This window comes from Acinetobacter sp. CAU_H_60, assembly GCF_058599385.1.
Genome location: NZ_CM178653.1, coordinates 202,562 through 217,161, shown reverse-complemented (window position 1 = coordinate 217,161; position 14,600 = coordinate 202,562). Strand labels below are relative to the sequence as shown.

Sequence of the window (14,600 nt, the reverse complement as noted above, 5' to 3'; positions counted from 1 at the left end):
ACTGGTCCAGACGAACTCATTGATCCGTTTAGAGTTTCTGAATCCGTTCCCGCAAGAATGGCAAATGACGCCGACTGACCGCCAGACGCTCTTCCAGTTCACGACAACGCACCTGATACTGGCCGGAACTCACCACTTCCAACCCCTCTAGATAATGAACCGAAACCAGTGCATTACGGTGAATCCTGATGAACTGATGTCCAAACTCCTGTTCCAACTCCTTCAGGGTTTCATCAATCAGGACACTGCCGTTTTTATGGCGTACGGTCACATATTTTTGATCCGCCAGAAAATAATAGATATTTTCAACTGGCACCAATTCGACCCCGCGATAGGTCTTTGCCGCAATTTGATGGCGGCTGATATTGATTTCTTCCATATTTTCTTTTTGTTTTAGTTGGCTCATTTGAGCTTGGGTAAGTTTAATTAGATGCTCTAAAACCTGTGCCAATTCCTGTTGCATCACCGGTTTAAGCAGGTAGCCGTCTGCATTAGACTTGAATGCATCCAGCGCGTGTTGGTCATAGGCCGTACAAAAGACAATAGCCGGCATCGGGTCGAGCTGACGCAAATGCTGCGCACAGGTCAAACCATCCATTTCAGGCATTTGAATATCTAATAAGATGACATCAGGTTCATGCTGGTGAGCCAGATCAATTGCTTGACGACCATGCGTAGCTGTTGCAACCACATCATGCCCCAGTTGAGAGACTAAACGTGATAGTCGCTCGACAGCCAAAGGCTCATCGTCACAAATCAGGACGTCCATTTCTCCTCCTTAATCCAGTCAACATTATTCATTTGATTATAAGTTAACTGTGATTTCCTTGATTTCTTTTTATTTATAGCGATATTGCACAACCGTGGTAAACACCCCTCCACCGGCGAAAGTCTGAAACGTCATCGTAGGTCCGTAATAGGCTTCCAGACGCTGTCTGACATTTTCAATTGCAATACCATGTCCCTTTTTTAATGTTTTATTATCCTGCGTATAGGGGTTTGTTATGATGATATTAATTTGATTTTGCAAGATTTCAATCAATATGCTTATGGTACTCTTTGTCAAAATTTTTTCAACTCCATGGAAAATACTATTTTCCACTAGGGGTTGTAAAGTCAATAATGGAATTTGGACTTGTGAGTATAAGTCTTTGTTTTCTAATTTCCATTCGACCTGCAAACGCCCTCCTAGGCGAATCTGTTCAATCTCCAGATAGCGCTGGCACAGTTCAATTTCTTCCTGCAACTTGACCAGCTTCAATTCCTGAAAACTGGCCCGAAATAAACGGGACAAATTCAGCAACATTTGTTCGGCTTTGTCCGGGTCAATACTGATCAGGCTGATCACGCTATTCAAACTATTAAACAGAAAATGCGGATGAATCCTGGCTTGCATGGCCTGAATCCGTGCATTTAATTCGCTGTGCTGCTGCTGCGCCCATTGTTCACGCAAATACAGATAGCGAAAACAGAACATGCCTAACAGGATACCAAAACTCAGATGTAGGCCGACCTGATCCAGTGCGATCGCCAGACTCAGTCCCTGAAAATTCAAATTGCTGCCAAAATAAGTCAGTACATTCAGGCTGGTGGTGGTCACCAAAACAATGGCCTGTAATAGCAGAAATCCGCAGATTAATGCCAGCTTAATCCCTATACGCTGAAAATGCTGATGAAAAAGCTCGACTAACGCTGCAAAACATAACAGTATCCAGTTGATATACAGCATATATTGAAGCAGATCTGCCAGATTAAGCGCCTGCCAGGACTGTGCTTTTGCCAAGGCCAAGACCATGGCCAGCACATTACCGCCAATAAACATTTCCAGCAAATAGTGCAGCTTGCCAATCTGGCTAAAAAAATAGGAGCTTTGCGCTGATCTAGTCGGAGATGTAAAAGATTGATCGACTTGGACTTCGGCAACGGGCTTTGAATTTGTTATACTCTTTTTCGTTCTACTGCTTTTAATCTGATTGAGCCGACATGACCACATCTTCTAATTCCTCAAATCCATCACAAGCCCAGACTTCGGGTATGTGGGGCGGTCGTTTCTCTGAAGCGACTGATGCTTTTGTTGCTGAATTTACAGCATCTGTTCAATTTGACCAACGTTTTTATAAACAAGACATTGCAGGCTCGATTGCACATGCAACCATGCTGGCAAAAGTTGGCGTACTGACCGAACAGGAACGTGATGACATTATCGAAGGTCTGACTGCGATTAAAGCAGATATTGAAGCAGGTAACTTCGAATGGCGCATTGACCTTGAAGATGTGCATATGAACATTGAGTCGCGCCTGACTCAGCGTATCGGCATCACTGGTAAAAAACTGCATACAGGCCGTAGCCGTAATGACCAGGTTGCGACAGATATCCGCCTGTATGTCCGTGATGAAATCGATGCCATCCTGGAATTACTGGAAAAATTACAAAAAGGCATCCTGGGTCTGGCAGCTAAAAATACCAATACCATCATGCCAGGTTTTACCCATCTGCAAACTGCACAGCCAGTGACTTTTGGTCATCACTTAATGGCTTGGTTTGAAATGCTGGTCCGTGACTCTGAGCGTCTGATTGATTGCCGTAAACGTGTTAACCGTATGCCACTCGGTTCTGCTGCTCTGGCAGGTACGACGTACCCGATTGACCGGGCTTATACTGCTGAGCTTCTAGGTTTTGAAGCTGTTGCTGAAAACTCTTTAGATGCTGTTTCTGACCGTGACTTTGGTATCGAATTCAATGCTGCGGCATCTTTAATTATGATGCATCTGTCACGTATGTCTGAGGAAATGATCCTGTGGACATCTGCTCAGTTCAAGTTCGTAAACATTCCAGACCGTTTCTGTACTGGTTCTTCGATCATGCCACAGAAGAAAAACCCAGATGTGCCTGAACTGATCCGTGGTAAAACCGGCCGTGTATATGGTGATCTGATGAGCCTGTTGACCCTAATGAAAGGTCAACCGCTTGCTTACAACAAAGATAACCAGGAAGACAAAGAACCATTATTTGATGCGATCGATACCGTTCGTGGTTCATTAATGGCATTTGCGGATATGATTCCTGCTCTAGTACCAAATATTGAAATCATGCGTGAAGCAGCGCTTCGTGGCTTCTCAACGGCCACTGACCTGGCAGATTATCTGGTAAAAAATGGCGTGGCTTTCCGTGATGCTCATGAAATTGTGGGTAAAGCGGTAGCTTTAGGCGTGCAGGAAGGTAAAGACTTATCTGAATTAACACTTGAGCAACTGCAACAGTTCTCTGATCTGATTCAGGCAGATGTATTTGAAAAAGCCCTGACTTTAGAAGCATCTGTGAATGCACGTAATCACATCGGTGGTACTGCACCTGCACAGGTTGAAGCTGCGATCGAACGTGCGCATGCTCGCCTAGAGAAACTTTACGCTTAATTGCTTTCGCTTTAAATTGGAGTATTGATATGTCTCGACAAGTTTTTTGCCGTAAGTATCAACAAGAAATGGAAGGTTTAGACTTTGCACCATTCCCGGGTGCAAAGGGTCAGGAACTGTTTGATACGATATCTAAACAGGCTTGGCAAGAATGGCTGAAACACCAGACCACGCTGATCAATGAAAAGCGTTTAAACGTGTTTGAACCGGATGCGAAAAAGTTCCTTGAAGAACAACGCGAGAAGTTCTTTAACAATGATGAATCATTGGAAAAAGCTGAAGGTCTAAAGCCTGAGTAAAAAAGAAAGCACTGCTTTTCTTTTTTACGCAAGACAAGGACGAAGTCCGCGTAGGCAAGCATTTAAAAAGAGTCTCTTTTGAGGCTCTTTTTATTGGAAAGAGTACTGCTCTGCCCTTGCGCAAGACGAGAAGCTATGCTTCAAGTGAAAAAACTAAGACACTGCCTTATTTTTCTGCAAGGCAAGCGAAGCGCGTAGTTTTACCTGTCAAAAAGGAAATCCATGAAAGATTCCCTTTTTAATTTAAAGCCCTGCTTTTTTTGTTTTTTACACAAGACAAGCAGCTATGAGTTCATAGAATAAAAAAACTCCTTATATGGAAATTTTTTATCTAAGCTCAAGCTTTTCTCTTACGTAAATTAAGCGAAACATATAACTTCGAATGCTATAAAAAATAATCCATAAAAAGAATTCTCTTTTTAATTTGAAAAGTATTTCTTCATCAGATCATGAGTTAAATACCCGGCAAGAGACTCCTCGAATATTCTTTTTCTATAGATATTCTATTTTTCTTAAAAGCACTCCAAAAACTATTTTAATTTTCATGAGATCGAAAATTATTGACCTAAAAAACAGGCTCAAAACCTGTCATTTTCTTACCGTGTTTTTTAAATTTAAGCAGCCATTATCGTACTGAAAAGCAATCAGATTTGTATCAAAATAATCAATTGTAAATTCTGTATACATTGCTCTCACAAAACACAACATTCAGCTACAAGAAACCACATGATTTTGTGGAAGGTGCTCCCTATAATGACCAACAAGAAGATGAGATATCTTTGAATAACTATAATAATAACTGAGAAATACCCCCGATTTCATCCCAGTTCTTCCCCCAAAGGCTGGGTATTTTTTTGCCTGCTATTTTTATATTTTCTATTTTTAGCTATAAAAAAAAGCTCCTTTAAGGAGCTTTTATTGATTAAGGCTGTTTCAGATATGGCCAGGCTGCTTTTAGGTAAATAAACATTGACCATAAGGTCAGCACCACGGCTGTATATAGCAATGCATAAGCCAGCATTTCTAGCGGTGGCCAGTTCAGCAGGAAAACCGTAATTGCGATCATCTGAAATGCAGTTTTATATTTACCCACTGTAGACACCGCCACACTGGTACGCGCACCGAGTTCAGCCATCCATTCACGTAAAGCTGAAACTGTAATTTCTCGTGAAATAATCACAATCGCTGCAAAAGCCATCGAGATCGAAGGTTGCCATTGCACTAAGACAATAAGCGCAGCAGCGACCATCAGCTTGTCTGCAACCGGATCTAAAAAGCGACCAAAAGCAGAGGTCTGATTCAGAGTACGCGCCAGATAACCATCAAACCAGTCAGTGACTGCAGCCACTACAAAAATTGTCGTTAAGATAATATGCCGCGTCACATCAGGACTGGTTTCATTAAATCCCATTGCCGGTGGCCAATATGCGACCAATAAAAAAACCGGAATCAGGATAATACGAGCCAAGGTCAAGATATTTGGAATATTCAGGATACGACCTGTAGTCATAGACACCGCCAATTGTTCCCCTCATGTACGATGAAAATGCACACTTTTTTCGAGGTTTAATCCATCATTAATACGCTTCACTTTATACGAATTGACTTCAAGTGTCACTAGGCAAACACCGTCACTGTCTGTCTGGCCATCGCAATCAGCCGATTTTCTGCATCCCACAGATAGGCATGTTCTGTTGAATAACCGTCAGCCGCATGGTCGGTAATCACTTTATATTTAAACCAATCATGTAGCTGATGCTGCACTGGATGCACATAGGTTACAGTCCAGGTCAGGCTGCTCGCTGGGGCCAGTGTCTGAAACATCGGCAACACCCCAGGTGGCCAGATGTCAAAAATGGCCATCAGGTCAGCTAACTGAAATTCACGGTCAGAATGTTGATCTGGATGGAAGCGGCACCAGCCTTCAAAATCAGGACGTACACTTGAACTGCACGGCAGATTCAAATCCGCCCATCTGAGTTCGAAATGATCAAAACACTTTGGAAGTTTGAACTGTGCAGGAATTCGGAACAGGGTCTCAGGAGGAGCATAATCTGGGGCCTGCATTTCCTGATGTACCTGAATGCTAGAATCGCGCGCTACGCCGAAACTGGCAATCAGAATGCTCTGAACAGCCTCATCCTGCCATAGACGTACTTCGATGGTAGTGACCGATTTGCCTTCACGCAGAATTTCCGCAGTTAGGCGTGCTTTGCCTTCCTGTACCGGGCCAACAAAAGTCACACTGGTACTCAGCAAACGTTTAGCAGGATCATTGATTATTACCACGGCTTTTTGCATCATGACTGCAGCTGCAAGTCCTCCGTAGATGGTTCTCCCTTGCCCCCAGCCTGTCGGCATTTCAATCCATTCTTGCTGCGCAATTTGTGCGTACAGTGCTTGCAACGACATATCGATCCTTCAACTTTGTCTGATGAACCGATATATTGCTGGAAAAATCTATGAATAGAAATGACCTTTGACTCGAAGGTCAATGTGCATTTTTGCACTTGTAATTGATATAAAACGATTACTCATGCAGAACTTTATAAATCATCCGAGCCATCACAGAACCCAGACCGGGTACCAGTTGCAGGTCTTTTTCTGAAGCTTTAAGCACACCCTGAATCCCGCCAAAATGGGTTAATAAATCACGACGGCGCTTCGGTCCTAATCCTGGGATCACTTCCAATACGGATGAACCCCGTTTTTTATCGCGTTTGGCCCGATGGCGGGTAATGGCAAAACGGTGAGCTTCATCACGTACCTGCTGGATCAGATGCAGGGCCTTATGATCTTCTGGAAGCTGAATCTTGCTGCCATCGGTAAAATGCAGGGTTTCCAGACCCGGCTTACGCCCTTCGCCTTTAGACACACCGACCATAAAGGCATCCAGTCCAAGTTCTTGCATGACTTCCATCGCCATATGCAATTGCCCTTTACCACCGTCAATCAGCAGCAGATCTGGCAACATGGCTTTTTTATAACGACGGGTTAAGGCCTGACGCATCGCGGCATAGTCATCACCCGCCTGAATATCATTGATAGAAAACTGGCGATAATCACGTTTGCGCGCACCTCCACTGTCAAAGACTACACAGGAGGCAACCGTATCTTCACCCATGGTATGCGAGATATCGAAACACTCAATCCGATCTACCGGCCGTCCCACGACTTCTTCTAACTGATGGAAACGTTCATTCAATTCAAAGTGATTAGCCAGCTTGCCCTGAATAGCATGTTGTACATTCATCTGTGCCAGTTCCAGCCATTCGGCACGGGTTTCCCGAACTTTGGACTTGATCTGAATCTTCTTGCCAAAATGTTGAGAAAGTGCGGCTTCCAGCTCCTTCCGGTCTGGCATTTCAATATTCACGATCAGTTCAGACGGAATTTCATCGGCAACCTGAAAATAGAAATTGGCAATAAAATCTGAGAGCATTTGCCCCAGATCATCACTTAGCATATCCGGGAAATAGCCTTTACCGCCCAGCATCTTGCCATTACGCACATGCATGATCTGCACACAAGTCACCCCTGCCTGATAGGCAATCGCCAGAATATCTGCCTCACCTTTGACTTTATAAATCGCTTGCTGGGCCTGTACATCACGCAGTAACGCCATCCGGTCACGATAAAATACCGCTTTTTCAAATTCCAGATTTTCTGCAGCTGCTTCCATCTTGGCAATCAGTTCCTGATTCAGCTCTTTGGTATCGCCTTGCAGGAAACGGATCGAATTATTGACATCTTCCTGATAATCCTCAGGCGAAATCAGGCCGACACAAGGGCCGGAACAACGCTTGATCTGATATTGCAAACAAGGTCGAGTACGATTGGCAAAGAAACCATTCTCACAGGAACGTACATTGAACAGTTTTTGCAGAATAACCAAAGTATCGCGGGCATTATAGGCACTCGGATAAGGTCCAAAAAACTTGCCGACCTGATGCTTGCCCTTGCCACGACCGCTGGCAATTCGCGGATAAGGTTTGTCTGCAGAAACAAAAATATAGACATAGGATTTGTCATCACGCAGCATGATGTTATACGGCGGACGATGCAGCTTGATCAGGTTTTGCTCTAGTAATAAAGCTTCAGTTTCTGAACGCACCACCAAGGTTTGAATGTCATAAATCCGTGCCACCAAAGCTTGAGTCTTGGGATGATCAAGGGTTTTGACAAAATAACTGGACACCCGATTTTTCAGGTTTTTGGCTTTTCCCACATATAAGAGTTCGCCATCTTTGCCATACATCCGGTAGACCCCGGGTAAGGTGGTCATATTGGCCAAGATTTTTTCAATATGAGGGCGTGCGTTCTCGTTCACCTAAAACCTATTTTTCACCTGCAATATGCAGATATATGTGATGTTTAATGTATCATTTTCAAGCGATGACACAAAATTCATCCGAACTGTCATCCAAAGTGAAACAGGTTATGCCCAGACTGCCGTATTTATAGGCAACCCAATATGGTCTGATTGCTAAAAGCTATAAGTCGCCTGAACTAACTTTGCTATGCTCGACAGGTTCAATCTCGAGATGATCCAAGATGACAAGTTCCCAATCCGGTATTCATGTTGTGCAACCTGCCACCTCTAGCCATAGTCAGTCTGAGCGTGACCGTTTGATTGGGAAACCGCGTTTTCATTTTGAACCTCAGGCTGTAATGCAGTTGCTACGGGAACGGATCATCGGTCAGGATACCGCCTTAAATGAAATTGAAAAAATGCTGCATGTAGTCAAGGCTGACTTTTCCAGTCCAGAACGTCCGCTTTCGGTTACCTTAATGCTTGGCCCGACCGGTGTCGGCAAGACTGAGACTGTACGTCTGATTGCCGAAGCAATTTATGGTCGCCCTGATGCTTTCTGCCGGATTGATATGAATACTTTAGCGCAGGAACATTATGCAGCTGCCCTGACTGGCGCCCCTCCGGGTTATGTGGGCTCTAAAGAAGGCCATAGCCTGTTTGATGAAACCGCTATTGCCGGAAGCCATACCCGTCCCGGCATCATGCTGTTTGATGAACTGGAAAAAGCCAGTACTGAAGTGATTCGTGGCCTGATGAATGTACTGGATACCGGCCGACTGACGTTGACTGCTGGTACCAAAACTATTGATTTTCGTAACTGCATGATTTTTATGACCAGTAATGTCGGTGCACAAGCCGCACAGCAATATCTGGAAAAACTCAGCTATCTACCACAAAAAGTGCAGCAACTATGTCTGAAAAAAGTACCGACCCAGCAGATCATTGAAAAAGTCATGCGGCGCAAGTTCGATCCTGAATTTTTAAACCGGATTGACCGTACATTGCACTATCAGGCTGTCCAAAATGATGCCCTGCCACGACTGGTTGAGATTGAGCTGGATAAATTAAATCAACGTCTGCAACACCAGAAACGACAGATTCACCTCACTGATGCAGCCAAGGCCCATTTTTATCAGGGTCATGACATCCGTTATGGCGCCCGTCATTTGGGTCGAAAAATACGGACCGAACTGGAACCAATTTTAGCGATTTATTTCCTGAATCACCCAGAACAGCTACAACTCCATCTGGACTGCATTAATGGACAATTGCTAGTTCAGCCTCAAGCATCCGATTCCAATTAAACTGTTTGATGCGCTTGAATCGCCTGAATCAATGCATTCGGGTCTTTAGGTGAAATCAGGACATATTTTTGCTGATCTGCCAGTATATAGTTGACTTTTAAACGCTTAAAAGACAAGGCTGGTGCAATTTCTGAATGATCTGTAGGCTGGATATTTTGAATCGAACTAAGTGGAATTTGCCAGGTTAGCCATAGGCTTTTAATGGTCAACTGCCCATCCTGCACGATATAACGGGTGCTCCAAACCGGCCACCACACCAAGAGGATTGTGAGTATATAAACTGCGGTATGCACCGGATATTGAGCCATCGTCCCTTTGGCCTGCATGGTCAGTAATAATTGCAATAACAAACCACTCATACAGATCAAGAATGCCAGCAACCACCAGTCTTTTTTGGAACGAAATACACGCATCATCTTCCCCCCTATTTTGTTTTATCTTACACAAAATCAGGATGATGTGCCGAATCTCTGCAAACAATAAAAAACGCCCATGTGGGCGTTTTATTTTTTATGTTGCAGCTTAGGCAAACAGATAAGGACGAACAAAGATCAGGAAGAAAATACCCAGCATCAAGAACCATTTCAGGAAATAGTACAACTGGCGGTTCTGTGCTTTTAAAGCTTTAGCCTTGACCCGGATTTGATAGACATAACCAAAGGCCTTGTTTAAGCCACCGGTCTGATCTCCGACTTCATTCGGTGAGCTGGCTGCCGTCATCACTTTTTTGCCAAACCAGTGATTGAAGCGCTCCATCCAGCGGGTTTTTAAAGGCCGCTCAACATCTGCAAAGAAAATGATCCGGTTCTGGTCAGTCTTGTTTTCGGCATAATGAATATAGGTTTCATCAAACACTACGCTCTCACCGTCGCGCCAGGAATAACGCTGGCCATCGACATCGATAAAGCAGCGGTCATCATTCGGGGTCATTAAGCCCAAGTGATAACGCAATGAACCGGCATACGGGTCACGATGGCGGACCAAACGACTATCCGGTGCCAGCTCGGTAAACATAGCCGCCTTAATGGTTGGCAAGGTTTTGAGCAAAGCGGTAGTTTTTGGGCAGAGTTCTGCTGCAGAGGGATGCGCCGAGTCATACCATTTTAAATAGAAGCGTTTCCAGCCGGTCTTAAAAAATGAGTTAAACCCCAGGTCATCATATTTGCTCGAAGCCTTGATCCCGCCTTTCTGATAGAGTGCCTGTGCTTCGTCACGAATCATTTCCCAGTTTTCATCCAGCACTTTTAGGTCTTTAAAATGCTGCGTATCGATATAAGGCCGATTCGGTACGCGTGAAAAGACGTACATCAGAAAATTGATCGGTGCAAACAGGGTCGAATGGTCAAAAAACTGGCGATAAAAAGAATGCCGAACTGTGCCACGTCGCTGAATATATAACGCTGAGATGACAAAGATGGCCAAAATAATCCACTTAAGCATATCAATACCCAAAAAATCCTAGCCCCAAAAAAGAACGGGGAAAAATAAAAAAGTCACATCTGGGCCGCATTATAACAAAGCTGCTTTTGCTCTCCCTACCCGCTTGTAGAACACAGCGTTGCATACATTTTCTTACATCCGTATCGAATGATTTGAATCTCAATTGACTATTTTGACCAAAACACCACACAGCAAACATTCCCTATCTGGTCAATTTACGTTATAAAAACAGCGCGACAGCAATAAAAAAGTGAAATTGAAACAATAACTTCATTACACTGCGATAACGGTTCACTGTATTCCGGACATGACAACGCCTTGATTGAGCGATGAAAATTGATGACCCTTGCGTCACGGCTTGATACAACTTGTGTTGTTCTTTTTGGATATAGTTATCGTAAGATTAGCGAAGTAAAAAAGTGCGCGGGAAATGCGCGCTTGCTTCACAACATCAACTTAGAAGTCCTCCAAAATAAAGGAGATCAGGGCATGATCCACGCTGGCAATGCCATTACCGTCCAAATGCTTGAGGACGGAATTGCAGAATTCCGCTTTGACTTACAAGGTGAGTCGGTTAACAAATTCAACCGTGCAACGATTGAAGATTTCAAGGCTGCGATTGACGCAGTTTCCGCTGCTGAAATTCAGGGTTTAATCGTAACTTCAGGCAAGTCTACATTTATTGTAGGTGCTGACATTACTGAATTCGGCGATAACTTTGCTCAAGGCGAACAGGCAATTGTTGACTGGGCACTACCAGTTCATGAAATTTTTAACAGCTTCGAAGACCTGGACATTCCTAAAGTTGCCGCGATTAACGGTATGGCACTGGGTGGTGGTTTCGAGATGTGCTTAGTCTGTGACTACCGTGTGATGTCAGAACAGGCGCAAGTCGGCCTGCCTGAAATCAAGCTTGGTATCTTCCCTGGTTTCGGTGGTACGGTTCGTTTAAGCCGTCTGATCGGTATCGACAATGCAGTTGAATGGATGGCCATGGCTACTCCGAAAAAACCGGCTGCTGCACTGAAAGATGGTGCGGTTGATGCGGTTGTGGCTGCAGACAAACTGAAAGATGCTGCAATTGACCTGGTGAAACAGGCGATTCACGGCCGTTTAGACTGGCAGGCAAAACGCCAGGAAAAACTGGACCCAATCAAGCTGAACATGCTTGAGCAAATGATGGCATTCAATACGGCGAAAGGTGCGGTTCTTGCAAAAGCAAACCCTGCTCAATACCCGGCGCCAAAACTATTGCTTGATTCTCTTCAGGCAGGTGCAAGCTTACACCGCGATGAAGCGTTAAAAGTTGAAGCTCAAGGCTTTGCAAAAGCTGCGGTAACTCCACAAGCGGGTGCGTTAATCGGTCTGTTCCTGAACGACCAGGTGGTGAAGAAAACTTCTAAGAAATATGAACAAGGTGCACATCCAGTGAACCAGGCTGCCGTTCTAGGCGCAGGGATCATGGGTGGTGGTATTGCTTACCAGGCGGCAAGCAAAGGCACTCCGATCATCATGAAAGACATCGGTAACCAGCAACTTGCACTGGGTATGTCTGAAGCAAATAAACTGCTGACCAAGCAGGTTGAACGCAAGAAGATGAAACCGGCGCAAATGGGTGAAACCCTTGCTCGCATCCGTCCTACTTTAAGCTATGACGAGTTTAAAGAAGTGGATATCGTGATCGAAGCGGTAACCGAAAACCCGAAAGTGAAAGGCATCGTACTGAAAGAAACTGAATCTAAAGTACGTGAAAACACGATCATTGCGTCAAACACCTCTACGATTTCAATCACGCGTCTGGCTGAAAATCTGGAACGTCCAGAGAACTTCGTGGGTATGCACTTCTTTAACCCGGTACACATGATGCCATTGGTGGAAGTGATTCGTGGTGAGAAGACTTCTGCTGAAGCGATTGCAACGACTGTTGTTCTTGCTCAGAAAATGGGTAAAACACCAATCGTAGTGAATGACTGCCCGGGCTTCCTGGTAAACCGCGTACTGTTCCCTTACTTCGGTGCATTTGACCTGTTACTGAAAGATGGTGCTGACTTCCAGCAAATCGACAAAGTGATGGAAAAATTCGGCTGGCCTATGGGCCCTGCTTACCTGATGGACGTGGTCGGTATCGATACTGGCGTTCACGGTGCAGAAGTCATGGCTGAAGGCTTCCCGGATCGTATGAAACCTGATTTCAAAGGTTCAATCCAAGTGATGTACGAAAACAACCGTCTGGGTCAAAAGAATGATGTTGGTTTCTACAAATACGAACTTGACCGTAAAGGCAAAAAAGCCAAAGTGGTTGATCCAACTGCATACGAGCTTGTGGCATCTGTTGCAACTGCTGAAAAACGTGAATTTGATCCTCAAGAGATCATTGACCGTATGATGCTAGCTTTCTGTAACGAAACTGTTCGTTGCCTGGAAGACAACATTGTTGCAACTCCGGCTGAAGCAGATATGGCGATGATCATGGGTGTAGGCTTCCCTCCATTCCGTGGCGGTCCATGCCGTTATATCGACCAGACTGGTGTAGCTGAGTATGTTGCGCTTTGCGACAAATACGCGCACTTAGGTAAGGCTTATGAAGCGCCGCAATCATTGCGCGACATGGCTGCTAACAACAAAAAATTCTACGGTTAAGGAGTGACGTGAATGGCTACTTTAAATCCACGTGACGTTGTGATTGTTGATGGCGTACGTACTGCCATGGGCAAATCGAAAAACGGTATGTTCCGCAATGTACGTGCCGACAGCATGTCAGCTGAACTTATCCGTGCGTTGATGGTTCGTAATGAATTCGATCCGAATGAAGTTGAAGATGTGATCTGGGGCTGTGTGAACCAGACTCTGGAACAAGGGATGAACATTGCGCGTAACATCGCATTGTTAGCTGACCTTCCTAAGACTGTTGCAGGTCAAACGGTTAACCGTCTGTGTGGTTCTTCTATGCAGGCAATCCACACTGCGGCTGCACAGATTGCGACTAACCAGGGTGATATTTTCATCATCGGCGGTGTAGAGCACATGGGCCACGTAGGCATGATGCACGGCATCGACCTGAACCCTGCTGCATCTAAACACTATGCTAAAGCGTCTAACATGATGGGCCTGACTGCTGAAATGCTGGGTCGCATGAACGGTATTACTCGTGAAGAACAGGATGCGTTTGGTGTTGAATCTCACCGCCGTGCCTGGGCTGCAACTGAAAATGGTCTGTTCCAGAACGAGATCGTAGGCATCGAAGGTCATAATGCTGACGGTTATAAAGTTTTGTGCGATATCGATGAAGTCATCCGTCCGGATGCTAACATCGAAACTTTCCGTGCTTTGCGTCCAGTATTCGATCCTAAAGGCGGTACAGTAACTGCTGCAACATCTTCAGCATTGTCTGACGGTGCATCTGCAATGCTGTTAATGTCTGCTGAACGTGCTCAAGCGCTCGGTTTGAAACCACGTGCTGTGATTCGCTCTATGGCGGTTGCAGGTTGTGATGCTGCGATTATGGGTTATGGCCCTGTTCCAGCAACTCAAAAAGCATTAAAACGTGCTGGTCTGACGATTGAAGATATTCAAACTGTTGAGTTGAACGAAGCCTTTGCTGCGCAAGGTCTGTCTGTACTTAAAGGCTTAGGGCTGTACGAGAAACAGAATATCGTGAACCTGAATGGTGGTGCGATTGCATTAGGTCACCCGTTGGGCTGTTCTGGCGCGCGTATTACCACTTCTCTCCTAAACATCATGGAACAGCAAGATACTCAAATCGGTCTTGCAACGATGTGTATCGGTCTAGGTCAAGGTATTGCAACGATTATCGAACGTGTTTAATTC

Annotated in this window: 12 protein-coding genes; 5 read left to right on the top strand and 7 right to left on the bottom strand. The window is 44.8% G+C overall.

Annotated elements, in window-relative coordinates:
• Positions 1 to 28: 28 nt before the first annotated feature.
• Together AC4MBN_RS01015 and AC4MBN_RS01010 are read right to left on the bottom strand one after the other, a co-directional pair.
• Positions 29 to 769: a LytR/AlgR family response regulator transcription factor gene (locus tag AC4MBN_RS01015; RefSeq protein ID WP_005232557.1), complete on the bottom strand. Its 741-nt coding sequence runs from the start codon at positions 767 to 769 to the stop codon at positions 29 to 31.
• A 69-nt stretch (positions 770 to 838) separates the two neighbouring features.
• A complete protein-coding gene (locus AC4MBN_RS01010) occupies positions 839 to 1,993 on the bottom strand; it encodes a sensor histidine kinase (RefSeq protein ID WP_491880507.1) in 1,155 nt (384 codons plus the stop codon).
• On the opposite strand from AC4MBN_RS01010, the gene argH reads away from it, so the two are divergent.
• Positions 1,984 to 3,414, top strand: a complete 1,431-nt coding sequence (argH, locus tag AC4MBN_RS01005) for an argininosuccinate lyase (protein ID WP_491880506.1) — start codon at positions 1,984 to 1,986, stop codon at positions 3,412 to 3,414. The genes AC4MBN_RS01010 and argH overlap by 10 nt on opposite strands.
• A 29-nt stretch (positions 3,415 to 3,443) precedes the next feature.
• Positions 3,444 to 3,713: an oxidative damage protection protein gene (locus AC4MBN_RS01000; protein WP_005232563.1), complete on the top strand. Its 270-nt coding sequence runs from the start codon at positions 3,444 to 3,446 to the stop codon at positions 3,711 to 3,713.
• 922 nt (positions 3,714 to 4,635) lie between these two features.
• Here the strand turns inward: AC4MBN_RS01000 and pgsA are convergent.
• From pgsA to uvrC, 3 genes are all read right to left on the bottom strand, one after another.
• Positions 4,636 to 5,223: a CDP-diacylglycerol--glycerol-3-phosphate 3-phosphatidyltransferase gene (gene pgsA, locus AC4MBN_RS00995; RefSeq protein WP_004781631.1), complete on the bottom strand. Its 588-nt coding sequence runs from the start codon at positions 5,221 to 5,223 to the stop codon at positions 4,636 to 4,638.
• Between the two features lie 107 nt (positions 5,224 to 5,330).
• Positions 5,331 to 6,125 carry a thioesterase family protein gene (locus AC4MBN_RS00990; RefSeq protein ID WP_491880505.1) on the bottom strand — a complete coding sequence of 265 codons (795 nt, stop codon included), beginning with the start codon at positions 6,123 to 6,125 and terminating at the stop codon, positions 5,331 to 5,333.
• Between the two features lie 118 nt (positions 6,126 to 6,243).
• Positions 6,244 to 8,043: an excinuclease ABC subunit UvrC gene (uvrC, locus tag AC4MBN_RS00985; protein ID WP_491880504.1), complete on the bottom strand. Its 1,800-nt coding sequence runs from the start codon at positions 8,041 to 8,043 to the stop codon at positions 6,244 to 6,246.
• A gap of 224 nt (positions 8,044 to 8,267) precedes the next feature.
• Here uvrC and AC4MBN_RS00980 point away from each other — a divergent pair, with 224 nt between their 5' ends.
• Entirely contained in the window at positions 8,268 to 9,332 is a 1,065-nt protein-coding gene (locus AC4MBN_RS00980) for an AAA family ATPase (protein ID WP_419375174.1), read from the top strand.
• Here the strand turns inward: AC4MBN_RS00980 and AC4MBN_RS00975 are convergent.
• A complete protein-coding gene (locus AC4MBN_RS00975; RefSeq protein ID WP_491880931.1) occupies positions 9,329 to 9,745 on the bottom strand; it encodes a PH domain-containing protein in 417 nt (138 codons plus the stop codon). The genes AC4MBN_RS00980 and AC4MBN_RS00975 overlap by 4 nt on opposite strands.
• Before the next feature lie 109 nt (positions 9,746 to 9,854).
• The gene (gene lpxO, locus AC4MBN_RS00970; protein WP_491880503.1) at positions 9,855 to 10,772 is read right to left on the bottom strand and encodes a lipid A hydroxylase LpxO; all 918 of its coding nucleotides are present in this window, start codon (positions 10,770 to 10,772) and stop codon (positions 9,855 to 9,857) included.
• Between the two features lie 489 nt (positions 10,773 to 11,261).
• Between lpxO and fadB the strand changes: the two genes are divergently transcribed.
• Together fadB and fadA are read left to right on the top strand one after the other, a co-directional pair.
• Positions 11,262 to 13,412 (top strand): fatty acid oxidation complex subunit alpha FadB, encoded by a 2,151-nt coding sequence (gene fadB, locus AC4MBN_RS00965; protein WP_491880502.1) that lies wholly within the window; start codon positions 11,262 to 11,264, stop codon positions 13,410 to 13,412.
• 12 nt (positions 13,413 to 13,424) lie between these two features.
• Positions 13,425 to 14,597: an acetyl-CoA C-acyltransferase FadA gene (fadA, locus tag AC4MBN_RS00960; RefSeq protein ID WP_419375170.1), complete on the top strand. Its 1,173-nt coding sequence runs from the start codon at positions 13,425 to 13,427 to the stop codon at positions 14,595 to 14,597.
• Positions 14,598 to 14,600: the final 3 nt, after the last annotated feature.